The sequence below is a fragment of the Psychromonas sp. KJ10-5 genome, from assembly GCF_055808325.1.
The window spans coordinates 249,947-273,113 of the sequence record NZ_CM147864.1; the positions used below are offsets into that span (position 1 = coordinate 249,947).

At 37.6% G+C, this 23,167-nt stretch carries 20 protein-coding genes and 5 tRNA genes; 13 read left to right on the forward strand and 12 right to left on the reverse strand.

Features of this window, described 5'->3' with window-relative positions; genetic code table 11:
- Positions 1-98: 98 nt before the first annotated feature.
- Complete coding sequence (locus AC0L3W_RS01240; protein ID WP_409439860.1) at positions 99-1,316, reverse strand: glycoside hydrolase family 88 protein; 1,218 nt, start codon at positions 1,314-1,316, stop codon at positions 99-101.
- Positions 1,317-1,602: 286 nt separating this feature from the next.
- Here AC0L3W_RS01240 and truC point away from each other — a divergent pair, with 286 nt between their 5' ends.
- Positions 1,603-2,385, forward strand: coding sequence for a tRNA pseudouridine(65) synthase TruC (truC, locus tag AC0L3W_RS01245; protein ID WP_409440389.1), 783 nt, complete (start codon positions 1,603-1,605; stop codon positions 2,383-2,385).
- Positions 2,378-3,109: a hypothetical protein gene (locus tag AC0L3W_RS01250; protein WP_409439859.1), complete on the forward strand. Its 732-nt coding sequence runs from the start codon at positions 2,378-2,380 to the stop codon at positions 3,107-3,109. The genes truC and AC0L3W_RS01250 overlap by 8 nt, the downstream gene beginning before the upstream one ends.
- Positions 3,110-3,179: 70 nt before the next feature.
- Here the strand turns inward: AC0L3W_RS01250 and AC0L3W_RS01255 are convergent, their stop codons facing one another.
- Entirely contained in the window at positions 3,180-3,683 is a 504-nt protein-coding gene (locus AC0L3W_RS01255) for a YcxB family protein (protein WP_409439858.1), read from the reverse strand.
- Positions 3,684-3,872: 189 nt separating this feature from the next.
- Between AC0L3W_RS01255 and AC0L3W_RS01260 the strand changes: the two genes are divergently transcribed.
- The 7 genes from AC0L3W_RS01260 (at position 3,873) to AC0L3W_RS01290 (ending at position 10,775) form a co-directional block, all read left to right on the forward strand.
- Entirely contained in the window at positions 3,873-5,051 is a 1,179-nt protein-coding gene (locus AC0L3W_RS01260; protein WP_409439857.1) for a cystathionine beta-lyase, read from the forward strand.
- A 110-nt stretch (positions 5,052-5,161) separates the two neighbouring features.
- Complete coding sequence (locus tag AC0L3W_RS01265) at positions 5,162-6,043, forward strand: CPBP family intramembrane glutamic endopeptidase (protein ID WP_409439856.1); 882 nt, start codon at positions 5,162-5,164, stop codon at positions 6,041-6,043.
- Between the two features lie 103 nt (positions 6,044-6,146).
- Positions 6,147-7,181, forward strand: a complete 1,035-nt coding sequence (locus AC0L3W_RS01270; RefSeq protein WP_409439855.1) for a family 8 glycosyl hydrolase — start codon at positions 6,147-6,149, stop codon at positions 7,179-7,181.
- A gap of 15 nt (positions 7,182-7,196) precedes the next feature.
- Entirely contained in the window at positions 7,197-7,628 is a 432-nt protein-coding gene (trxC, locus tag AC0L3W_RS01275; RefSeq protein WP_409439854.1) for a thioredoxin TrxC, read from the forward strand.
- 365 nt (positions 7,629-7,993) lie between these two features.
- A complete protein-coding gene (locus tag AC0L3W_RS01280) occupies positions 7,994-9,595 on the forward strand; it encodes a CRTAC1 family protein (RefSeq protein ID WP_409439853.1) in 1,602 nt (533 codons plus the stop codon).
- Between the two features lie 59 nt (positions 9,596-9,654).
- On the forward strand, positions 9,655-10,350 hold the full coding sequence (locus AC0L3W_RS01285; RefSeq protein ID WP_290039866.1) for a DUF6796 family protein: 696 nt from the start codon (positions 9,655-9,657) through the stop codon (positions 10,348-10,350).
- Between the two features lie 5 nt (positions 10,351-10,355).
- Entirely contained in the window at positions 10,356-10,775 is a 420-nt protein-coding gene (locus tag AC0L3W_RS01290) for a hypothetical protein (RefSeq protein WP_409439852.1), read from the forward strand.
- A gap of 66 nt (positions 10,776-10,841) precedes the next feature.
- On the opposite strand, the gene AC0L3W_RS01295 is transcribed toward AC0L3W_RS01290, so the two are convergent.
- The 7 genes from AC0L3W_RS01295 to AC0L3W_RS01325 all read right to left on the reverse strand — a co-directional run bounded on the left by AC0L3W_RS01295 (position 10,842) and on the right by AC0L3W_RS01325 (position 13,620).
- Positions 10,842-11,306, reverse strand: a complete 465-nt coding sequence (locus tag AC0L3W_RS01295; protein WP_290039864.1) for a hypothetical protein — start codon at positions 11,304-11,306, stop codon at positions 10,842-10,844.
- A 456-nt stretch (positions 11,307-11,762) separates the two neighbouring features.
- Positions 11,763-12,101: a zinc ribbon domain-containing protein YjdM gene (locus AC0L3W_RS01300; protein ID WP_409439851.1), complete on the reverse strand. Its 339-nt coding sequence runs from the start codon at positions 12,099-12,101 to the stop codon at positions 11,763-11,765.
- A 939-nt stretch (positions 12,102-13,040) separates the two neighbouring features.
- A tRNA-Leu gene (locus AC0L3W_RS01305) sits at positions 13,041-13,125 on the reverse strand.
- 5 nt (positions 13,126-13,130) lie between these two features.
- A tRNA-Gln gene (locus tag AC0L3W_RS01310) sits at positions 13,131-13,205 on the reverse strand.
- Between the two features lie 112 nt (positions 13,206-13,317).
- A tRNA-Gln gene (locus AC0L3W_RS01315) sits at positions 13,318-13,392 on the reverse strand.
- A gap of 56 nt (positions 13,393-13,448) precedes the next feature.
- A tRNA-Leu gene (locus AC0L3W_RS01320) sits at positions 13,449-13,533 on the reverse strand.
- A 10-nt stretch (positions 13,534-13,543) separates the two neighbouring features.
- Positions 13,544-13,620, reverse strand: a tRNA-Met gene (locus AC0L3W_RS01325).
- 245 nt (positions 13,621-13,865) lie between these two features.
- Here AC0L3W_RS01325 and sbcD point away from each other — a divergent pair.
- The 4 genes from sbcD to AC0L3W_RS01345 all read left to right on the forward strand — a co-directional run bounded on the left by sbcD (position 13,866) and on the right by AC0L3W_RS01345 (position 20,617).
- Positions 13,866-15,092 (forward strand): exonuclease subunit SbcD, encoded by a 1,227-nt coding sequence (gene sbcD, locus AC0L3W_RS01330; protein ID WP_290041585.1) that lies wholly within the window; start codon positions 13,866-13,868, stop codon positions 15,090-15,092.
- Positions 15,089-18,799, forward strand: a complete 3,711-nt coding sequence (locus AC0L3W_RS01335; RefSeq protein WP_409439850.1) for an SbcC/MukB-like Walker B domain-containing protein — start codon at positions 15,089-15,091, stop codon at positions 18,797-18,799. The genes sbcD and AC0L3W_RS01335 overlap by 4 nt, the downstream gene beginning before the upstream one ends.
- Positions 18,800-18,910: 111 nt before the next feature.
- Entirely contained in the window at positions 18,911-19,672 is a 762-nt protein-coding gene (locus tag AC0L3W_RS01340; protein WP_290041583.1) for a DeoR/GlpR family DNA-binding transcription regulator, read from the forward strand.
- A 63-nt stretch (positions 19,673-19,735) separates the two neighbouring features.
- Positions 19,736-20,617, forward strand: coding sequence for a diguanylate cyclase (locus AC0L3W_RS01345; RefSeq protein WP_290041582.1), 882 nt, complete (start codon positions 19,736-19,738; stop codon positions 20,615-20,617).
- An 83-nt stretch (positions 20,618-20,700) separates the two neighbouring features.
- On the opposite strand, the gene ychF is transcribed toward AC0L3W_RS01345, so the two are convergent.
- Genes ychF through AC0L3W_RS01360 form a run of 3 tightly spaced genes read right to left on the reverse strand, consistent with a single transcriptional unit; the run spans position 20,701 to position 23,038 of the window.
- Complete coding sequence (gene ychF, locus AC0L3W_RS01350) at positions 20,701-21,792, reverse strand: redox-regulated ATPase YchF (protein WP_333383215.1); 1,092 nt, start codon at positions 21,790-21,792, stop codon at positions 20,701-20,703.
- 23 nt (positions 21,793-21,815) lie between these two features.
- A complete protein-coding gene (gene pth, locus AC0L3W_RS01355; protein ID WP_113820207.1) occupies positions 21,816-22,406 on the reverse strand; it encodes an aminoacyl-tRNA hydrolase in 591 nt (196 codons plus the stop codon).
- Between the two features lie 2 nt (positions 22,407-22,408).
- Positions 22,409-23,038, reverse strand: a complete 630-nt coding sequence (locus tag AC0L3W_RS01360) for a 50S ribosomal protein L25/general stress protein Ctc (protein ID WP_290041577.1) — start codon at positions 23,036-23,038, stop codon at positions 22,409-22,411.
- Positions 23,039-23,167 lie beyond the last annotated feature (129 nt).

Below are 23,167 nucleotides of genomic sequence, written 5' to 3' on the forward strand. Positions count from 1 at the left end.
AATGCAAGAAAAGGGCCATTGTAGTATCTGTTTGTTATTGAATGATTTTTTATCAGAGGTAAGTCTCTTTTTTTCTGCGTTGTAAAAGAAGCTGACGCTTATTTTTCCGACAGTGTTTGTTGGTAACGGTTTAACGCTTCTAGAAAGTAATAATCAGTAAAAATGGCGGGAACATCAATCGCGTTAGGTTTCGTATAGTAATGTACTGACTTATCAATGATGGGCGCTTTAGTGGTGTCTTTAATAAAGTAAGGCTCTGATATTAAAGAGTTAAGTATTAATTTGTACTCTTGTATATACCGTTCTTTCTGCTTTTTATTATCGATATAATCAGCCATTTCGATTAATGCAGAAGCAAATATGGCTGCAGCAGAGGTATCTCGTTGCAGAATTTTACTATTCAGGTCCCACATAGCAATACCGTCTTCAGGTAATTTTTTAATAAAATAGTCTGTTAATGTTTGAGCATATTGAAGATAAATGGATTGCTCAGTATAACGGTACATCACGACCATGCCATAAATCATCCAAGCATGGCCTCGCGCCCAAGTGGTTTCGTCTCCATCACCTTGTAATGTGCCTTTATTAATGACTTGTCCTGTTGTTTGGTCATAGCGAACGATGTGATAGCTGCTACCGTCAACACGTATAAAGTCTTCGTAGGTTTTTAAGGCATGATGTTTTGCTATTTCTGCCCATTGTTTATCACCGCCATTTTCTGCAGCCCACAACAATAGTTCTAAATTCATCATAATGTCGATTACTACCGGAATGGAATTTTCATAATACTTATCATCCCAGTCTGAACTAAGTAACTGTATATTAGGTTGATAACGTTTAGCTAAAGTACTCGCAGCGGCGAGCATTATTTTTTTATAAGCTACCATATCAATATCATTGCTAAGTATTAGTGCATTCCCATAGGTTGTCATAAATTTAAAGCCTAAGTCATGACTGCCTGCATCGTTTATTTGACCGGCTAAGGATTCTGTCCATTGTTTGGCCCATTGTTGAAAGCGTGAATCACCACTTAATTGATAACCTTGCCATAAGGCTCCTGGATAAAAACCTGCCGTCCATTTGTGTGCGGCATTGAGCTGCCAAGAAAGGTCTTTATTCGCGTAAGTTGGAAATTGATTTGGGTCTTTGATGAGTTGAACGCTGCTTTCTAAGTGCGCAAGAGAGTCTTCAATAGCAATATTAATGCGCTTATTAAAATTGGTTGTGGCCGCATTTACATTTGTGATGCCCAAGGCACTTACAATCATTGGTAAACTTAAAGTAACAACCTTTGATATTACTAGTAAGTGACGCATTGTTTTTCCTTTTACAAAATAGCGTGGTGTTTGTTGTTTGCTGATCAAGTCATTCAGGAAAACAGTCTATTCGCATTGTGTTGTTTAACCAATACAGACATGAAATTTTTGCTGTTTATTGTTATATTGGTCGCCTATTTTCAATGTTTATAGAATAAACGCCTCATCCATTTTTATGTAAGTGTCTACAGTTAATATGGTTGAATAGTAAGCGAGATTTATGATGCCACCAGAACAACAAACCACCGAGCCAGCACCTGATAACGATCTTGATAATCTTGAGTCAATGTTAGCTACCGTTGCAGAGCAGCAGGATATAGTGGTAGAAAGCAGCAGCCCAGAATTAGAGATCTTGTATCAAGATGAATATCTGGTAGCAATCAACAAACCCTCTGGTTTATTGGTACATCGTAGTTGGTTAGATACTAACGCGACAGAGTTTGCGGTTCAAAAACTACGTGATCAAATCGGACAACATGTTTATCCGGTACATCGTTTGGATAGACCAACATCTGGTGTATTGTTGTTTGTGTTAGATAAAGACAGTGCACGCCATTTAATGCAACAGTTTGTAGAGCATACCACTGAGAAGCATTATCTAGCTGTTGTAAGAGGGCATATCGGCCAAGGTCTTTTAGATTATCCTTTAAAATATCAATATGACAAAATCGCCGATAAAAAAGCGGATATGACAAAACCTGCTCAAGATGCAGTGACAGAGTACCGCTGTATATCACAAACTGAAGTGCCGATTGCTGTTGGCCCTTACGCTACTTCTCGTTATTCTCTAGTGGAGTTACAACCTAAAACCGGACGTAAACATCAATTACGCCGCCACATGAAACACCTTCGACACCCTATTGTTGGTGATACTTCACATGGTGATGGCAAACACAATACGATGTTTAGAGATAATTTTGATATTCATCGTTTATTATTACATGCAGCGTATTTAAGTTTTATCCATCCACATACCGAGAAAAAAATTGAAGTTCACGCACCTTTAACCGATGAGTTTGCACGTGTTTTAACAGAAATTAATTTATTAATAGAGAAATCAGATGAATAAAACTCTCAATAAAGTGTTATTAGCCATGTTGATTATCATAGGCCTAGTCTATTATTTTCAAGGTCGAAGCAATACTCAACAGAGCTGCATAACTGACCAAGGTTTTTGGAATGAAGCTAAGCAGGCCTGTGAAAAAAATACTGGAAAGATTATCTTTGAATCTTTATCGAATGCACATCCCACTTCTATTATTTACCCTGAAAATGAGCGGCCAGTATTATTAGATTCATTAGAAAAGGTTGAAGATAATAACTTTTTACATGGTCAATTTGATGTCTTAGTTGCCTCTGCTCAGGAGGATACTGGACCTGTCTATGATAGAGGGACGGCTTATTTGAACATATCTAAATTAGCTTTATTAAATGATAATAGAACTGGTATAGCCTATTTTGCTGCCCCATATATTATTAATAGAATGGGGCGTGGTGTTTTCACTTATGTCGGTCTGTTCTCTTATGACTTTCAGACGGAGCAAGCTCGCCATGTCAGTTCTGAACTATTAGGCAATCGGGTGCGTGATGCTTCAATTATAATTGAAGAAAAAAGTGTGGTGAAGGACAAAGTATTTGTACAAGAAGGCTTTATTAAGGTGAACTTTAAAACACATGGTGAAGAGCAAGCTGCAGCGGAGTTTCCAACACAAGAGAATACTATCAGTTTACAACTTGTTGCTTTAGACCCAAATAATGATGAAAACGCGGCTTTTAGGAAAATTACAGAATAGCTTTTTAACCTTTAAATAAAAAGAAGTGTATTGGTGGTGAGCCACCCCAATATACTTGCCTTCTTACTATCTACTTTGAGGGGGGGGGGTATGCTACTTTCTTCCCTTTAAGTTGCATCAATAAATAATCTTGTATTTCTTCATTTAGACAATTTTTACTGAGATATTGTTGTCCACCTTGTTGTAAATTCAACATAAAACCCACTTCTGTTTCTTGGTAGCTTTTAATCGATTCCCATGCTAATTGGCTATTGATATAAACGCTTTTATTCTCGATACCCTTTTCATCGAAAATAAGGGTGATTTTATTTCCTGCGTTTTTACTGATCATTTGGCGAGTTAGCCACCAAGCACGGCGGTATTTAAAACTAAAGTACTCAAGTATTGCAATGGCAAAGAAAAACCACGCGAATAGACCTTGAACCTCGGTTAAAAAAAGAAAAAACAAACCGGTAATCATCGCGCCGACAATAAATCCCCAACGTGGCTTTTGTGGTGCTTTTAACGCCATTGATTGATCAAAACATTCCGCATAGTGTTCACGGTTAAGGTGGAAGTATGTCTCTAACTGCATTACGAACCCATTCAAGCTGAAAAGTGTAAATAGCGATTATACCTATTTCTTTAGGTACTAAGCCATCTAATCAAGACTATCTTATGACAATTTTCTCGCTGTTTATCTATTTTTGAAGTGGTAATATGTTCTTTCTATATTCTGGATAGATTCTTCAGTGCTTTATTAATGATGGGATGGATGAGTGAAATGAAAAAAGAGACACAGATAGTAACACTAGGTCGCGATAAAAAATGGACTAAAGGGGTGATCAACCCGCCTGTGGTACGAGCTTCAACTATGGTCTTCGAAACCATGGAAGAGATGCGTTTTGCTTCAAAAAACAAAGCTAATGGGGAAATGTTTTATGGTCGTCGTGGCGGGCCAACACACTTTGCTTTTCAAGCTGCGATTGCTGAGTTAGAAGGAGGCGTTGGAACGGCTCTTTACCCATCAGGCTCGGCTGCTATTAGTAACTCATTAATGTCTTTCTTAAAAGCCGGCGATCACCTGTTAATGGTCGACAGTGCCTATGAACCTACGCGTGCATTATGTGATAGCTTATTAGCTGGCTTTGGTATCGAAACCACTTATTACGACCCAATGATCGGTGCAGGCATTAAAGATCTAATTCAAGACAATACTAAAGTATTATTTTTAGAGTCTCCAGGCTCAATCACTATGGAAATTCAAGATGTACCAACCTTAAGTAAAGTTGCACATGAGTATGGTTTAGTAGTGATGTTAGATAATACATGGGCGTCGCCAATTAACTCTCGGCCTTTTGAAATGGGAGTTGATATCTCGATTCAAGCGGCAACTAAATATATTGTTGGTCACTCTGATGTCATGATGGGAACCGCAACTTCAAACGAAGCACATTGGGAGCAACTACGTGAAAACAGTTACCTAATGGGGCAATGCACATCACCTGATGATGTGTATTTAGCAAGTCGAGGTTTACGTACTTTAGGTGTACGTATGGCGCAGCATGAGAAAAACGCGTTACAAGTTGCAAACTGGTTAGCAACTCGACCAGAAGTGGATCATATCCGTCACCCTGCATTTGAGTCATGCCCAGGGCATGAGTTTTTCAAACGTGATTTCAGTGCCGCAAATGGCCTATTTTCATTTGTATTAAAAGAAGGAAATAGTAAAGCATTAACTGCTTTAGTTGAAAATATGCATCATTTCAAAATGGGCTTTTCATGGGGCGGTTTCGAAAGCTTAATTTTAAGTGTATCGGGTATCGATAAAATCAGAACTGTGACTGAATGGGATAGCAGCAAACCATTAATTCGAGTGCATATCGGTTTAGAAAGCCCAGAAGACTTAATTGCAGATTTAGAAGCTGGCTTCGACCGTTTCAATGCCGCTCTTATTAAATAGGTTAAGTGCATCTAATTGACATAAAGAGGGGGCCAGTAGCCTCCTTTTTTATTTTTAAATACTTATTGTTGTTCTGAGCAACCTATTCATACAGCAAAACTGAGCCATGGATGATGACTTTTTATATTTTAGCCTTAGCGATTTTAGCCGTTTTTCCTTACTGTAAAATGACACTGTTCAAGCAGCCACTTTGGTATTTTTTGTTGTTAATTAGTGTCTGCTTTGCTTTCACTGAACAGTATATAAATTTAATAGGAGTCAGTAGTCTCTTGCTTTATTTTGCTTTGTATTATGCTGCGCTTAATATAAAGCTACCTTTCTTATCTAAGTTATTTACTAGCGTATTTATTGTTACTGGGGTAGCACTGGCATTGCATTTCTTACCTGGCTTTAATAACTTGCCCATTATTATTAATGAGCAAATCAGTAAGGATGCGATAACCTACACCCTTTATGCGAATGTTGATAAAGGCATTGCTGGCCTTTTATTGACAGCTTATTTCTTCAAAAAGTTGAATAAAAGTGATACTAGCCAAAGCTACATCAATACCTTATGTATCAATTGGCAAAGTGCTAAGCAACCAATCTTAGTTATTATCAGCACTATTGTTGTGACACTCACCCTTGCTTTGCTTTTAGAGCTGGTGGATTTTAACCCTAAGGTACCAGACTTTTGGTTTGAGTTTATCGCAATTAATTTGTTATTTACCTGTGTAGCAGAAGAAGCGTTATTTAGAGGGATTTTACAAACCAAACTTTCACAACGATTAAGCCATACGCGGCTATCTATTTTTTCGCCTATGTTGGTTGCATGTGTTTTTGCAGCTGCGCATTTCATGGGCGGGCTCAATTATGTATTAGTGTCTGCGGTAGCAGGGTTTGGTTACGGTTATATCTTTTATAAAACACAATGCTTAGAGTGGGCTATTTTGTGTCACTGGCTACTGAATATTTGTCATTTCTTTTTGTTTACCTATCCAATGCTTAAATAGTATTTGAGCTTAATTATTAGTGATCTTTATAGTGTTCACCTTTATCATAGAGGCCTATTTATCAATGTAACAGCCTTTTAAAAAGTTAAGGAATACTGGAAAAATGAAGAAAATTATATTCGCCTTAATAATATTGTTTTTCATTATAATATTACTTCTACCGCAATTTCTTTCTTTTGAGCGAACACCCTATCAAAAAAATTGGATTGCTTATAAAGAGCAGTTTATTACTGATGGCCAAGTTATTGATGGTGAAAATGACAATCTATCAAACAGTGAAGGGCAAGGCTTTGCATTACTATTTGCTGTTTTCTCAAATGACAGAAAACAATTTGAGAAAATTTGGGCTTGGACCCAACAACATATGCAGCGAGAAGATTACTTATTCCGCGAACAAGTTAGCTCCTCTGAACAGGCCTGTGATAAAGCCTGTATTTCATCCAAACCTAATGCAAGTAATGGCGATATTATTATTGCTTGGGCATTATTAGCAGCAGAAAATAAATGGGATCGTCAAATCTATTTGGTGGAAGGATTCCGAGTGCTAGATGCCATAAAAGCTAAGTTGATTGATAAAAAGTATGGTTACCAGTTGGTATTACCAACTGAAAAAGGTGTTGACGTTGGCGATCAATCTGAGCAAATCAATTTATCCTATTGGGTGTTCCCAGCTTTCAACTTATTTAGCGAAGTTACTGGAGATCCTATTTGGGCTGAAGTCTACCAATCGGGTATTTCATTGATGGAGTGGGCTCGTTTTGGACGTTGGAGCCTACCAGCAGATTGGATGATACTTTCAGAAGATAAAGTCACTCTAGAAGGTGCGAGTTCTTCAAAATACGGAGAAAGTGCTAATAGACTTCCTCTTTACCTGATGTTAGCAGGTGAATATCAAACTGAATTAACCGCGCCATTTATAGACTTTTGGGATCAAGAAAAAGTACCTGCATCAGTGGATTTATTAACAGAACAAGTTTCAACATTAACGGCTAACAGCGGTATGCAGGCTATTAAAAATGCTACTAAGGCTAAGATGAATGGTAGCACTGAGGTAACCTTTCCTGAGATAAATGCAGAAACTGACTATTATTCTGCGACCTTTATTTTATTATCGCAACTAGCCATGATAAAGCAGTAAAAAGAGAGAAAATAAATGACAAAAATTACTTCTAGATGTCCACATTGTCACTCAATGAACCGTTTACCGGTTGAGCGAATTGAATCAACACCTACTTGTGGGCGTTGTAAAAAAGAGTTACTACAGGGATCTCCTATCGAAGGAACCAATGCTAACTTATCTGCGTTAATCAATGGTGATAAGCCTGTTGTGATCGATTTTTGGGCACCATGGTGTGGCCCTTGTATTAATTTCGCTCCGACATTTACAGAAGTTGCTACACAAAATACGACAGCAAGATTTGTAAAGATAGATACTGAAGATCAACCGTTGTTAGGGGCACAATATAATATCCGCAGTATCCCCACTCTGATGGTATTTAAACAAGGTAAAGTGGTTGATACCCTAAATGGCGCTTTACCAGCTGGGCAATTCAAAGCATGGTTAGCACAGGCATTGTTAAAGTAGCTGCTAGAAAGTATGCCGGCATAGGGTAAAACCTCATGCCAAACAGATGAATACAGGTAGCTCATCTCAACATAGCTTTATAACTGCATAAGTGTTTAAAAGTATTTGACCTCACTTTAATAGATCATTGGTTTAGCTACTTTATCAGTCGTGCGCTACTTATTTGTAGCGTTTTCCTTACTAGAAATAACTTTTTTCTTTAATTCCCTCTATTAAACCATCACGGTTTTATTTTTCTCCTAGCCTTATATTTTACTTATTACACTCACTTTGTATAAAAATTGAATGTTTTAAGCGTTTTTTCGGGTCTCATTATTATTACTCCTATCAAGGACGAATATATTGAACACCTACCGGAGAAAACTATGAGTAAATGGAAAAAAATATCGTTGATTATTATCGGTATTCTAATATGTGTTTCATTCTTTTTTACTAGAATTGTAACTTATATCATACAAGGTGCAGAACAATCACAAGGCGAAACAGATTTACGTTTTATTGAAATTAGCACTGATTTTACACATCAATCTGATTTTGTTGTGGGGTTACCTTTTATGGCGCTATCTACTATCGACATAGATAATGACAATATCGATGAGATCTTTGTTGGTGGTGGCATTGGCCAGCAAGATAGCTTACAAAAATATGTAAATAATTCCTTGGTTAGTATGCCAATGCAGGGATGGTTTAATAAAGCCAAAGATGACCCTACCTATGGGGCTGCTTCGATTGATGCGAATAACGATGGTTGGGTAGATCTCTTTGTTGCTCGAAGCAGTGGGGTATACCTTTATGAAAACACAGGTGAAGGTTTTATTGGGAAAAAATTAGAATTTCCCTTAGACAAAAAATCATTGCCTTTATCTATTTCATTCGGTGATATTAATAATGATGGTGCTGTTGATTTATATGTCTCTAACTATATTCGTCCTGAATACGTAGAAGGTGAAACTATCTTTAATCAAGTTTATGGCGGCATTAGTAATTTACTTTTAAATAACGGTGATAATACTTTCGCTGATATTACTCAATCTTCAGGTGTATTTGAGCAACATAATACCTTCACAGCTGTTTTTGTTGATTTAAATAATAATGGGTTAAGTGATTTAGTTGTTGCTCAAGACACTGGGTTTGTCCGTGTATTTAAAAACAACGGCGATTTAACTTTTAATAATATCACTTTGCCTGTTACCTATAGTTACCCCATGGGTATTGCTGTTAGTGATTATAATAATGATGGATTCTTAGATTTATACTTCAGTAACGTAGGAAAAACCTTGCCTGACTTTTTAGTAGTAGGGGATTTAACTGAAGATCAAACCTTAAATAAAGATTACATCTTGCTAGAAAACCAAGGTGACTTTCAATTCAAGGACACTGCATTAGAAAACAATGCAGCAAAATATGGATTTGGCTGGGGGCTTGTCTCTTATGACTTTAATAACGATTCTTTAGCTGATTACCTTATAACTCAAAACTATATCCGTTTTCCTGCTGTTGAACACTTAGATCTCTATCCTGGAAACCTATTACAGCAATACCAGGAGAACACATTCAAACCCGTAGAGGAAGTCGCTGGCATTATCAATAAACACTTTGGTGTAACTACAGTTGTCTCTGATTTTAATCAAGATGGTTGGCCTGATGCAGTTATTGGTAATTTAAACGGTAAGTTACGTGCTTTTATTAACAATGGTGGTGAGCGTCATTGGTTAAAAGTACGATTTAAAGACGAAACTCACTCATTAGGTGCAATAGTGACACTCACTATGGAAAATGGCCAAACCTATACTAACCAGTTTTATAGTAGCGAAGGCTTGGGCTCTGATCAGACTAGTGACCTGTTTTTTGGTTTAAATAATCAAACTGAGATTAAGTCAATACAGGTTAATTATCAAAGTGGCAAAACAGTGAGTATTGATTCACCTCAAGTGGATTCCACGATTAACCTTGCTGATTATCAATAATCAACATTGATATTAAATAAAAGCCTAGCGCTTTAAATTATTAATAAGAGAGTATTTTTGTGGATAAAAAAACATATAACATACTACTGGTTACAGGTGTGGCTGGGTTTCTAGCCGCTTTGTTAGTAGGAATAGGAGAGTTTACTTTACAGTTCTCTCCACTTGGTGGCTATGAAGCTAAAGGGTATGGTTACTTCGCCAATGTGAGCAAAGAAAGGCTAACAATAGGACACTTTTTTAGTACCTTAGCGGCTCCATTATATATTTTAGGGTATTGGCACTTAGGGCAAATGTTTATTAAAGGCGGTAGTAAAGTACATGGTTGTATTATTACTTTACTGGGGGGGTATGCTTTTATGGTAGGAAATGCTTGGTTAGGAGGGCGTATTTATTTAGCGTTAACAGCCCATGAAATAACTAATACAACAGATCCAGACGTTGCTTTGCAATTACAACATTTATTAAGCGAATTTGGCGCGCATAATGAACCCTTGGTGAATGCTTTACGTTTAGCAGTGCTTATTGTCTCTATACTTTGGATATGGCGTATTGCAATAGGTAAAACCCTTTATCCTCGCTGGGTAGCTTTGTTTAGCCCTGCCGTTATTTTAGGTGGGATCTTTGCAACTTACTTCACTGGTCTAAGTATTGGAGTGTGGTTATTACCTGCAGCAATGAATGTCGTGCATCTGATTATATTTTCTATTTCAATTTATGCATTACACAGAACGTACAAAAATTTTTATAAAAGATGATTAGTATGCCAGCTAACGTAAATGATAGTTTAAAAAAATTGATTGTCGGAGTCATCACAGCAGCTTTATTAGTGTCGCTGAGTGTAGGGTTGTACAGCGGCGTTTCTGTATCTTATTTAACTGTAACAGGTATTGCCCTTTGCCCATCGGTTATCAATATACCGGCTTGTTATATTGTTAGCATAGGTTATTTTTTAATGTTGATAGCTACTTTATTTGAGCGCATAAAATATTCAAAGTGGCTATTTATCATAGGTTGGATCCCGGTTGTATTACTTGCTGTTGTAGGTAGCTTGTTGGAGTTTTTTCAAGGGGGAGTTTGCCCAAGAAGTGAAATGGGAACGCCGCTTTGTTATATATCATTGAGCTTTGGTGTGTTTGTGGCTCTTTTATATTGGCTAAAAATAACAAAGCTAAATAGGTAATTAAAATGAAACCAGCAAAGAGCTGGTTTCATTTTTTAAAAAACATATAAGTGGATGAAGAACTACTTAAGGTTGATAAGGTAACGAAGATTGATGCAAGATAATACGTACTTTGCCATCTTCACATATCTTAAATACAAAGCTCTTATTTACAAAAATATGACTGTCATCTTCACCGATGAAATGCACATTACATTGCACTATCGCTAAATCACCATGCAGTATAAAGTCTTCTTTGCTGTACCAAACTTTTACCCAAGGCTTAAGCTTAAAGCCGTTATCATTTGGAAACTCACTATTGCCACCAACAAAATATGAAAGTGCGCCTTCTTTAGTAGGGCGGAAAGTTTGTTGGCCAAATGTGAGGGTTGGCTTAAACAGTACGTGGCCGTTATCGTAGTCGTAACTTTCGGATAATACTTGAAGAGAAAATGCCTGTGCATCGCCACCTTCAGAGTGAACCTTTCCTACTTTAACAACATTGTCACACCAAGTTTGTAAGGCGGTATGTACCATTTCTTTAGTAAACATAATGTCTCCATTTCTCCTTTATGGCATTACTAGATATTATCATTAACTTAATGAGATATTGTAACGAGTTAAACTTAACTAATTGTAACTTAACCTAATATTGTTTTATAGGGTAGCGGCATCGTGCATTTTTAAATGGCCTTAAACATCGTTTGTTTACGACATTAATAAAATGACGTATCAAAGATAAACTAACCCTATGCTAAGACCACAAATATCAATCACTCCATCGACCTAATAACCAACAGTAAAGAGTATTACGCCTGAAATTGAAGTGTCGATCACCGCATTAAAGAGCTCCCATTCCATGGTAAGGCTAAACACAAAACAATGCCAGTTTAAGGTCCGGCATATAAACTTGTTGATGGTATTTTTAATAGAATTTGCATTAACCCAATTAAGATTAAAGCCTTAATTATGAACGTCGAACTTCCTTGTTTTGATTCTTTATTTTTCTCAGGCTTTCTTCACAAACTGTGCTGTTACCATCATTTCACCAATGCCATCTACTTTACAGTCAAGTTGATGATCTTTGCCTTCAATTACTCGTTTCACAATTGCTTTAGTACCAACCTTAATCACCGTAGAGCTACCCTTTACTTTAAGGTCTTTAATCATGGTGACCTTATCACCATCATTTAATGGCGTGCCGTTGCTATCTTTGACTTGTAAAAGCGCAGCTTCTGCAAGCAGTTCTGCAGGACTCCATTCGTATCCACATTCAGGGCAAATCAGTAGATTTTGATCTTCGTAAACAAACTCAGAATGACATTTTGGACAGGGGGGATTAGACATAAATTTCTCGTTTTTTATTTTTAATAATATCGCCTTTGAAACATGAGTTATATTACCACTAGTCATTTAAATGTTGTAATAAGTGCTAGGATGCACAATCCATTGAATTTTAGGTATAAAAAAACCAGCATATTAGCTGGTTTATTTATTTCTTAACCTGTGGTTAGAATGGTGCGGAAGGAGAGACTTGAGCTCTCAGAGCTTGCGCGTTCTTTGGGAGTTGCTGAGCCTAAATCTAGCGTGTCTTTCAATTCATTGAATTTTAGGTATAAAAAAACCAGCATATTAGCTGGTTTATTTATTTCTTAACGTGTGGTTAAGAATGGTGCGGAAGGAGAGACTTGAACTCTCAGAGCTTGCACGTTCTTTGGGAGTCGCTGAGCCTAAATCTAGCGCGTCTTTCAATTCATTGAATTTTAGGTATAAAAAAACCAGCATATTAGCTGGTTTATTTATTTCTTAACGTGTGGTTAAGCATGGTGCGGAAGGAGAGACTTGAACTCTCAGAGCTTGCGCGTTCTTTGGGAGTCGCTGAGCCTAAATCTAGCGCGTCTTTCAATTCATTGAATTTTAGGTATAAAAAAACCAGCATATTAGCTGGTTTATTTATTTCTTAACGTGTGGTTAAGCATGGTGCGGAAGGAGAGACTTGAACTCTCAGAGCTTGCGCGTTCTTTGGGGGTCGCTGAGCCTAAATCTAGCGCGTCTTTCAATTCATTGAATTTTAGGTATAAAAAAACCAGCAAATTAGCTGGTTTATTTATTTCTTAACGTGTGGTTAAGAATGGTGCGGAAGGAGAGACTTGAACTCTCAGAGCTTGCGCGTTCTTTGGGAGTCGCTGAGCCTAAATCTAGCGCGTCTTTCAATCCATTGAATTTTAGGTATAAAAAAACCAGCATATTAGCTGGTTTATTTATTTCTTAACGTGTGGTTAAGAATGGTGCGGAAGGAGAGACTTGAACTCTCACACCTTGCGATACTAGAACCTAAATCTAGCGCGTCTACCAATTCCGCCACTTCCGCGAATGTGGCTGGGATAAGAGGATTTGAACCTCTGAATGCCGAGATCAAAACCCGGTGCCTTACCGCTTGGCGATATCCCAGTTGTTATTTTAAGAGTTTACTTCTCTGTAATATTTTATAACTAAATAAAACATTATTTCAAGTTTAACCTTCTTCAAGGATTCTAATTCGTTAGAAACGCATTAGATAATGTGGCTGGGATAAGAGGATTTGAACCTCTGAATGCCGAGATCAAAACCCGGTGCCTTACCGCTTGGCGATATCCCAATTATTGATTTTAAAGAGTTGAACTTCTCTGATTGGATTCTTTATAAAATAAAGAATGGTGCGGAAGGAGAGACTTGAACTCTCACACCTTACGATACTAGAACCTAAATCTAGCGCGTCTACCAATTCCGCCACTTCCGCGTAAAGTAAATGGTGGCTACACCGGGATTTGAACCTGGGACCCCATCATTATGAGTGATGTGCTCTAACCAGCTGAGCTATGTAGCCATTTTTACTTTAATCTTAACTTGCTCTGTAAAACAGTGCGTCGTTTCGATGGGGCGCATTATGCGGATATCGACGTACCTCGTCAACTAATTTTTAAGAAAAAAAAGGTTTTTTTGTTTATTTGCCTAAATGCTAGTCAAGTTGTTTTTATTTTGTGCAAACATAACTAAAAACAGCCTTGTTGTAGAGTTTTCTATCAATGAAAAAGTTAAACTGAAGGTAATTAAACTCAATGATAGTGAACTATGAAGATATTACATACCTCAGATTGGCACCTTGGCCAGTATTTTATGATGAAAACACGTGAAAGCGAACATAAGGGATTCTTATCTTGGTTAATTGAGGTGGTCAATAAACAGGAAATTGATGCGGTTATTGTTGCTGGGGATATTTTTGATAGTGCGTCGCCTGCTTCCTATGCTCGAAAGTTATATGCAGACTTCGTTGTGCAGCTACAACAGAGTTTTTGTTCACAGTTAGTTATTGTGTCAGGTAATCACGATAGTGTTGCTGTATTAAATGAAAGTAAATCGTTGTTAAGTGCATTAAATGTATCTGTTCTCGCGGGATTAAGTGATGATTTATCTGAACACCTTATTACGTTAAAAGATCAGGAAGGTAAACAGCAGGCATTAATGTGTGCTTTACCCTTTTTACGCGCTAACGATGTCATGCTCAGTGAGCAGGGCAGTTCTGCAGAGCAAAAGCAACAATCATTACAACAAGGTATTGCTGATACTTATCAGTCACTTTACGATTTAGCAGAAAATAAGATTAAAAATGACAAGTTGCCTGTTGATACTGCAATTATTGCCAGTGGTCATTTAACCACTGTGGGATGTTCGGTATCTGATTCGGTACGTGAGATTTACATTGGTACTTTAACTGCGTTCCCTGCGGCTTTATTTCCTAAGTTCGATTACATTGCATTGGGGCACTTACATAAAGCGCAACGAGTACAAAAATCTGATGTGATCCGTTACTGCGGGTCACCTATCCCATTAAGTTTTGACGAAAGTAAACACACCAAGAAAGTCAATATTATTGAGTTTACAGATAAAAACGATTTACAAGTAAGTGAGCTTGATATTCCGTCTTTTCAGCAGCTACATATAATTAGCGGTGATTTAGAATCGATCTCAGAGCAAATAAATGACCTTAAAGCTTCGCTAAAAGATGAGACGGTTTGGGTGGAAGTAAAATTAAAACAAGCACAATATATGTCTGATTTACACACTCATTTAAGTCAATTAGTGGAAGGAACTGCGATTGATATTTTAAAAGTAAGTTGCCCGCAAATTAATGAAACTAATCAATGGCAAGAAAACGATAAAAAAAGCTTAGAAAATGTAACACCTGCGCAGTTGTTTGAACATCGCTTGGATATTGAAGACAATATAAGTGATGAACAAAAGCATCAACTTAAAGGGCTGTTTGCTGAGGTGTTATCAGCAGTGGAGCATCAATCATGAAAATTTTATCGCTGCGTTTTAAAAACTTAAACTCCTTGAAGGGTGAATGGAAAATAGATTTCCAAGATCAAGCCTTTCAAGATAACGCATTGTTCGTCATTACTGGGCAAACAGGCGCAGGTAAAAGTACAATTTTAGATGCGATATGTTTAGCTTTATATCAACAAACACCACGTTTGGATAAATTAACACAAAGCAAAAATGAGTTGATGACACGCGGAACTGGCGATTGTTTAGCGGAAGTTGAGTTTGCTGTTAAAAATAAAGCCTATCGTGTTTATTGGTCGCAAAAACGTGCGCGTAATCATGCAGATGGCAATCTACAAGCTCCTTTGTGCGAGTTAAGTGAAGTAACAGGGCAAGTGTTAGCGACAAAAAGCAGTGATGTATTAAAACAAGTTACTGAACTAACTGGACTTGATTTCTCTCGTTTTACTAAATCTATGCTGTTAGCGCAGGGTGGTTTTGCTGCATTCTTAAATGCATCTAGTGGTGAGCGCGCTGAGCTATTAGAGGAGTTAACAGGGACAGAGATCTATTGCGAAATAGCACAATATGTTTATCAGCAAAATAAACAGATACAAGCAGAGTTAACTCTATTAACAGAGCAAGCAAAAGTGTTGAGTGTATTAGATGAAGCTGACCGAGAAGCCTTAGCAGAAGAGGTCAAGCAACTTGCAGCACAACAGAAAAGCTTAACTAAGGAAGCACAAACCTTAGACAAAGCATTAAGTTGGTTACAAGAAAATGCTAAATACGACCAGGCGATTGTCGATCAAAAACAAAAGATTGAAAGTATTGAAGCTCAAAAAAATGCTTTCAAAAGCAAAGAAATAAGCTTAGTCAACGCTGAGAAAGCTGAAAAACTGACGCCTATTTATGAATCGCAACAATACGCATTGGAACAACATACAAAAATTAAAGCACAACTAGCCAATATTATTGAAAAAGAAAAACAAAACAGTGTTGCTATCGACTCTTTACAGAAAAAACAGTTACAACAATCAAGTAGTGTGTCGCTTCAACAGGAAGAAACAATACAAGCAATTGATGAGATAAATAAAGTATTAGTACCTTTAGATATTGCGATTACTGATAAAAAAACGCAACACCAAAGTTTACAATTAGAGTTGACTAGTAAACAAAAACAAGTTGATTTGAGTCAGCATGAGCTAGGTTTAATACAGGAAAAGGTCGAAGATTATCAAGCGCAGTTAAAAGAGATCCAAGTGCTGTTGCAGGATCAGGCTTATATACCCACCCTGAGTGAGAGCCTCTCTAGTGTTACGTTACAATTAAACCAATTGGATGAAACAAAAACTAAAGCTGTCAGTCTATCGGAGTCTTTAATTGAAGCTGAACAGGCCAAACAGTTATTTGTATCGAATAATCAGAAAGCGAATCAAGAGCTACAAACACTTCTAACAAGTACTGCCCCTTTACAGGAAAAATTACAGCAATTAAGTCATGATATAAGTACAGCAAACGATACTTTACCAGGGAGTTCTTTGGAGGGAGCTAATCAGCGACTGACATTATTGCAAAGTGAATTAAAACAAATACACAGTGGGTTGCCTATATCGGAGAAATTAGATCTGATTGAAGCGGAGCTATTTAAAAAGCACAGTGATCTAACCCGTTTAGAAAACAGTATTAATGATGACAGAATTCAGTTAAACAGTTTGAAGGACCAAGGTAAGCAATTAGCGGCTGATGTAACGAATACTGAAAAGCTATTAGAACAAGAACAAATTATTCAAAGCTTAACTGAGTTGCAGTTAAAGGTACAAAAAGACCAACCATGTCCTTTATGTGGATCATTAACTCACCCTGCACTAGTGAGTTATCAAAAAATTGATGTGCCTGAGCATCAATTACGTCTACAGCAGTTACAACAGGCATTGATCAAAGCGCGATCTGCTTACAGTGAATTAAATGGTCAGTTAAAATCTAAGCTTCAGCAGTTCACTGAATTGCAAGCCTCACAACAATTACTGTTAAATGATAAAAATGAAAAACAGCAGCTTTGGTTAAATCATGAGTATTTAAAAAGTCGCTCACATGATCCAAGCAGCAGCCAGCAGTTAATTGAATTGAGTAATGAGCTTGAAAGTCAACATGCTGCTATTCAACAACAGGTTGAAAATATAAGAGCATTGCAACAAAGTCATATTGAGGTAGAGAAACAGTTACAAAGCATCTCTGAGCAGCAGCATCAACTGTCACTAAAACAGCAGCAAAATAGCTATGAAGAAAATAGACTGGTAGAACAAATTTCGTCCCTATCACAAGAGTTTACAAAAGCTAAACAGAAAGTTGAAACATTACACTCAGCGATTACTGATGCTCTACCTGAGCAGGCGATTACAGATAAAGTCTTAGGTAAATTGTTATTTGATGCACCACAACAATGGATTGAACAAGCGACACAACAAGTAGAACAATATAAAACACAATTGCAACACGAACAGAAGATAGCAACAGCACTAAACGAGTTAACCCAACAAATAAAGTTACAGGCTCAAGTGGTGCAGCAACAAACACTGGCCTTAGATGAAGTTAAGGTAAAAACGACAGCATTAACAGAACAGATAGATCACTTACAATTGCAAAGAGCAGAGCAGTTTGGCGATCAAAGCGAACAGCTGTTGCGTGACAATGCTAATGCTAAATTAGTCGCTAGCCAAGCACAGCTCGAACAGGTCAATAAAGCATTACAAGTACAATTAGATGTAGCGCAAGCAATGAAAGGTGAGATAGTGCAAATAACTGCTTCTGAAAAGCAGTACGCAGCCCAGAGTAAAACAAAATCAGCACAGTTTGAAAAAGCATTAGTAGCCTCTGCATTTACCGATCAAGCTGAATACATTAAGGCTCGTTTGGCGCCAGAAGAGATCAAAGTATTGCTTTTACAACGTCAGCAACTTCAAGATGATGTATTGAAAGAAAATACACGATTGGAGACGTTATTGAATCAACAGCTTGAGTTGAAAGCCATTAAATTGACAGATAAATCATTACATCAAGTGAAAGATGAAATCTTGGCATTACAGCAACAGATGCAATTACATCAAACCACTTATGCGACTAAATTTGGCTTATTACAATCCGATGATGCTAATAAATTAAAACAGCAAGGTATTGTAAAACAGCAACAAGAAAAGCAACAAACAGCGCTCCATTGGGAGATGCTGAATAAGCTCATCGGGTCGGCTGACGGAGCGAAGTTTAGAACCTTTGCACAAGGGGTAACATTAGATAACTTGGTGTACCTAGCCAATAAAGAGATGGCTAATTTACATCAACGTTATCAGCTACAACGTAATATCCATCAACCTTTAGCATTACAGGTAATTGATTTATGGCAGGCTAATGCGGTTCGCGATGTGAAAACCTTATCCGGTGGTGAAAGCTTCTTAGTGAGCCTTGGTTTAGCACTCGCATTATCGAATTTAGTGAGCCATAAAACACAAATTGAATCTCTATTTTTAGATGAAGGTTTTGGCACGTTAGATGCTAGTACTTTAGAAGTAGCTTTAGAAGCGTTAGAGCGTCTAAATGCTAGCGGTAAGTTAATTGGTATCATTTCACATGTAGATGCTTTAAAAGAACGGATTAATCATCAAATTCATGTGAGCAAAGGGGCTTCTGCTGGCTTTAGTCGGTTAGCAGACTGTTATCAATTTAAAGCTGCAGAAATCATTTAAGTATCTGAATTTAAAATACGAAATAATGAGACTCGGTGCAAAGCCACTGTATTTAAAAGTAGATATTAGTTGTTGCTTTAGTAAAATCAGAGAAAAAGTGTAAGGTAAATTATGTTACAGCAGGAAAGGCACAGTAAAATCTTAGCGTTACTCAGCCAATTAGGCCGAGTTTATGCGGCAGAGTTAAGTGTTCAATTAGGCGTTTCTGAAGATACGGTTCGCAGAGATTTAAAAACACTGGATGAACTCAAGCAGCTAAGACGTGTTCATGGCGGGGCATTGCCTTTACAGCATGAGAATCAAGAGTATCGTCAACGTCATGAAGAGATTGACCCGTTAAAGCAGCGCGTTGCGCTAGCGGCAATTCCATTAATCAAAGAAGGGCATACTATTCTTATTGATTCTGGAAGCACCTGCCTTCAGTTGGCTATGAATTTACCAACAGACTTTAGCTTTACGGTTGTCACGCCTAGTCCGCTAGTGGCAACTAAACTAATCCATCATAATAATATTGAACTCATTTTATTAGGCGGAAAAATATTTAAACCAGCTGTGATGGCATTAGGGGCAACTACCAATGCAATGCTCAGAAAGATTCATTTCGACACTTGCTTCTTAGGGGTCTGTGCACTTCACCCTAGTCAAGGCTTGAGTATTAATCATATTGATGAAGCTGAAACGTTAGCAACTATCATTGAACAGTCAGAACAAGTGGTGACCTTAGCTTCACATTTGAAACTTGGAAAAATGAGTACCTACAAAGTATGTGGTACACATAAAATTAACTATCTGGTAACCGATCCTAAGTCAGATCCTAAACTACTCAGTTTGTTTGCTGAGCAAGGGCTAGATATTCAACTTTGTGCAGAATAGAAATATAAAGCAATAGATAGCTTATCTATTGCTGTTAATTGGTTAAAAGGGAGTTATTACATAATGTCTAATAAGCAAATGGTGCTGATAGTTGATGACTCGCCCAGTATCTTAAAAATGTTAGCCTCATGCATCAAAGGCCTATGCGAAATGAAAACTGCGCATAGTGGACAAGAATGTCTAGAGGTAGCGGCACAAATTCCACAACCCGATTTAATTTTATTGGATGTATCTATGCCTGAAATGGATGGATATGAAGTGTGTGAATTATTAAAAGCAAATCCTGTGACTGCAGCTATTCCTGTGATTTTTGTGACAGGATTGCAAGGTGAAAAAGATGAAGAGAAAGGTCTGATGGTTGGTGCTGTGGATTACATCACTAAGCCATTTCGCCCTGCTATTGTCGCTGCACGTGTGAACACCCATTTAACTATTAAGTTACAACAAGATAAGCTAAATCAATTAGCTTTTTATGATCAGTTAACGGGTTTATATAATAGACATTATTTGATGGATGTTGCGAAGCAAAAAATACAGGCTGCACAACAAGAACAGCATCCATTATGGGTACTAATGATTGATGTCGATCACTTTAAATCGATCAATGATAATCACGGCCACTCTGTGGGTGATATTGTTTTACAACAAGTCGGCGAAGCACTAGCTGCAAGTGGAGAGCAAAGCGATGTCACCGCTAGATCGGGCGGCGAAGAGTTCGTAATTCTATTTGATTTGTGTGAGGATGAAGAAGCGTTTAATAAGGCGATTTCTGTTCTAGATGCGATTGAGAGTCTTAACCCACATGGCATAAATGTAACAATCAGTATTGGTATGGCAAAAATATCTGATCAAGATAAAGATTTTGATAGTTTGCTCAAACGTGCTGATATTGCATTATATAAAGCAAAAGAGAATGGTCGGAATAGGTTGGAATTAGCTTTTTAATCGCGTAAGCACTTTTTACAAAATAAAAAAACGGCAAACTAGGTTGCCGTTTTTTATCATTAACGTTGTATCAATTATACGAATTAAACGTTAAAGCGGAAGTGAATCACATCACCATCTTGTGTGATGTATGATTTTCCTTCTAAACGCCATTTACCAGCTTCTTTTGCTCCTGCTTCACCTTTGCATTCAACGAAGTCGTCAAAACCAATAATTTCAGCACGGATAAAGCCACGTTCAAAATCAGTGTGAATTTTACCAGCTGCTTGTGGTGCTGTTGCACCTACAGGCACTGTCCAAGCACGTACTTCTTTTACGCCAGCTGTGAAGTAAGTTTGTAAGTGCAATAGCTCATAACCACTATAGATAACACGGTTTAGACCAGGCTCTTCTTGGCCAATACCTTCTAAGAATTCTGCTTTATCTTCATCGTCTAATTCAGCTATTTCAGATTCAATAGAAGCACAAACAGGCACAACAACTGCATTTTCTTTCGCTGCAATTTCACGTACTTTGTCCAAGAATGGGTTATCTTCAAAACCATCTTCAGCTACGTTAGCAATGTACATTGTTGGTTTCAGAGTTAAAAAGCTTAGGTATTGAATAGCCGCTAGCTCTTCTTTTTCGAAGTCTAAACCACGAACCATGCCATCTGCTTCTAAATGTGCCTTGATGCGTTCTAAAATAGGTAATTCAAATTTAGCATCTTTATCGCCGCCTTTTGCTTTCTTACCTAAACGTAAGATAGCACGATCACAGCTTTCTAAATCAGCTAATGCTAACTCAGTATTGATGATATCAATATCTTCTTGTGGATCGATTTTGCCTGCTACGTGAACGATATTTTCATCTTGGAAACAACGCACAACATGGCCGATTGCGTCAGTTTCACGGATGTTAGCTAGGAATTTATTACCTAAACCTTCACCTTTTGATGCACCTTCAACTAACCCTGCAATATCAACAAACTCCATTGTTGTTGGTATTACTTTCTGTGGGTTTACGATGTCAGAAAGTTGGTCTAAACGTGGATCAGGTACAGGTACAATGCCAGTGTTAGGCTCGATAGTACAAAAAGGGAAGTTAGCCGCTTCAATGCCTGCTTTGGTTAATGCATTAAAAAGGGTTGATTTACCAACGTTGGGTAAACCTACAATACCACATTTAAAACCCATGATTTTATCCTATTAATTTACTGTTATTGTGCTTTGAAGCTATGTAAGCGATTCATCGCTTTTTCGATACCATCGACACCTAAAATATGGGTGCAACGGGCTGCTTCATCGATACTTTGCTCGATCAAATTTTGTTCTGTACTCGTTGCTTTACCAAGTACATAACCGCTAACACGATTTTTATCGCCTGGGTGGCCAATACCAATACGTAAACGGTAAAAATTTTTGTTATTGCCTAGTTTTGAAATGATATCACGTAAACCATTATGCCCGCCATGACCACCACCGAGTTTAAATTTAGCGATACCTGGGACGATATCTAGCTCATCATGAGCGACTAAAATTTCTTCAGGTTTAATTTGGTAGTATTTTGCCATTGCGCTAACCGCTTTACCACTGAGGTTCATAAAGGTAGTTGGGACTAATAAGCGAATGTCATTTCCAGCAAACTGAATACGACCAGTGTGGCCAAAAAATTTAGCTTCTGGTTTTAGCTGGATATTTTCTTGAGAGGCGAGTTGTTGTATGTACCATTGTCCGGCATTGTGTCGAGTATTTGCATATTCGGGGCCTGGATTAGCCAGGCCCACAAGCAATTTAATCGTAGTTGACACGATTACTCAGCAGCGTCAGCTTCTGTTGCTTCTTCAGTTTCTTCTTCAACAGCCGCTGTTTTCTTAACAGTGATTGCTAATAGTGGTAAATCATGCTCTTCGCCTTTGCTAAGCTCAACAGATTCAACACCTTTTGGAAGTGTAACATCAGAAATATGAACAGTTTGACCAATTTCAACATTTGCAATATCAACTTCGATAAATGCAGGAAGATCAGCTGGTAAACAAGTTACTTCTAATTCATTTGCTAAGTGAGCAACTACGCCGCCGTTTTTAACAGCTTCTGCAGTTTCTTCGTTTAAGTAATGAAGAGGAACTGTAGTTGTGATTGCTTGAGTTGCATCAACACGTAAAAGGTCTAAATGTTGGATGCGTTCTTTGAAAGAGTGACGTTGAATATCTTTAAGCAACACTTGCTCTGCAACACCGTCAACTTCTAGGCTTAATACTGAAGAGTAAAATGCTTCGATACCTTCAACTTTCATTAATTCTTTGTGTTCGAAAGTTAGAGAAACAGGATCTTTTCCTGCACCGTATACAACACCAGGTGTTTGGTCTGTGTGACGTAGGCGGCGGCTCGCACCTTTCCCTAAGTCTGTACGGCTTGTAGCTACTAATTTAATTACTGACATGGTAAAACTCCATTAATGAGGATATTAATATTAATTCCTCAAATTAAAATAGATTATCGTTTGCGACCAGCGATAACCACCTTCCCCTTATTAAAAGGGTGTATAAAAAAGGCGCGCCATAGTAACTCA

Coding starts and splice junctions, on each gene's coding strand:
- AC0L3W_RS01240 (WP_409439860.1), bottom strand. CDS start 1,316: ATGCGTCACTTACTAGTAATATCAAAGGTTGTTACTTTAAGTTTACCA.
- truC (WP_409440389.1), top strand. CDS start 1,603: ATGTTAGCTACCGTTGCAGAGCAGCAGGATATAGTGGTAGAAAGCAGC.
- AC0L3W_RS01250 (WP_409439859.1), top strand. CDS start 2,378: ATGAATAAAACTCTCAATAAAGTGTTATTAGCCATGTTGATTATCATA.
- AC0L3W_RS01255 (WP_409439858.1), bottom strand. CDS start 3,683: ATGCAGTTAGAGACATACTTCCACCTTAACCGTGAACACTATGCGGAA.
- AC0L3W_RS01260 (WP_409439857.1), top strand. CDS start 3,873: ATGAAAAAAGAGACACAGATAGTAACACTAGGTCGCGATAAAAAATGG.
- AC0L3W_RS01265 (WP_409439856.1), top strand. CDS start 5,162: ATGATGACTTTTTATATTTTAGCCTTAGCGATTTTAGCCGTTTTTCCT.
- AC0L3W_RS01270 (WP_409439855.1), top strand. CDS start 6,147: ATGAAGAAAATTATATTCGCCTTAATAATATTGTTTTTCATTATAATA.
- trxC (WP_409439854.1), top strand. CDS start 7,197: ATGACAAAAATTACTTCTAGATGTCCACATTGTCACTCAATGAACCGT.
- AC0L3W_RS01280 (WP_409439853.1), top strand. CDS start 7,994: ATGAGTAAATGGAAAAAAATATCGTTGATTATTATCGGTATTCTAATA.
- AC0L3W_RS01290 (WP_409439852.1), top strand. CDS start 10,356: ATGCCAGCTAACGTAAATGATAGTTTAAAAAAATTGATTGTCGGAGTC.
- AC0L3W_RS01295 (WP_290039864.1), bottom strand. CDS start 11,306: ATGTTTACTAAAGAAATGGTACATACCGCCTTACAAACTTGGTGTGAC.
- AC0L3W_RS01300 (WP_409439851.1), bottom strand. CDS start 12,101: ATGTCTAATCCCCCCTGTCCAAAATGTCATTCTGAGTTTGTTTACGAA.
- sbcD (WP_290041585.1), top strand. CDS start 13,866: ATGAAGATATTACATACCTCAGATTGGCACCTTGGCCAGTATTTTATG.
- AC0L3W_RS01335 (WP_409439850.1), top strand. CDS start 15,089: ATGAAAATTTTATCGCTGCGTTTTAAAAACTTAAACTCCTTGAAGGGT.
- AC0L3W_RS01340 (WP_290041583.1), top strand. CDS start 18,911: ATGTTACAGCAGGAAAGGCACAGTAAAATCTTAGCGTTACTCAGCCAA.
- AC0L3W_RS01345 (WP_290041582.1), top strand. CDS start 19,736: ATGTCTAATAAGCAAATGGTGCTGATAGTTGATGACTCGCCCAGTATC.
- ychF (WP_333383215.1), bottom strand. CDS start 21,792: ATGGGTTTTAAATGTGGTATTGTAGGTTTACCCAACGTTGGTAAATCA.
- AC0L3W_RS01360 (WP_290041577.1), bottom strand. CDS start 23,038: ATGTCAGTAATTAAATTAGTAGCTACAAGCCGTACAGACTTAGGGAAA.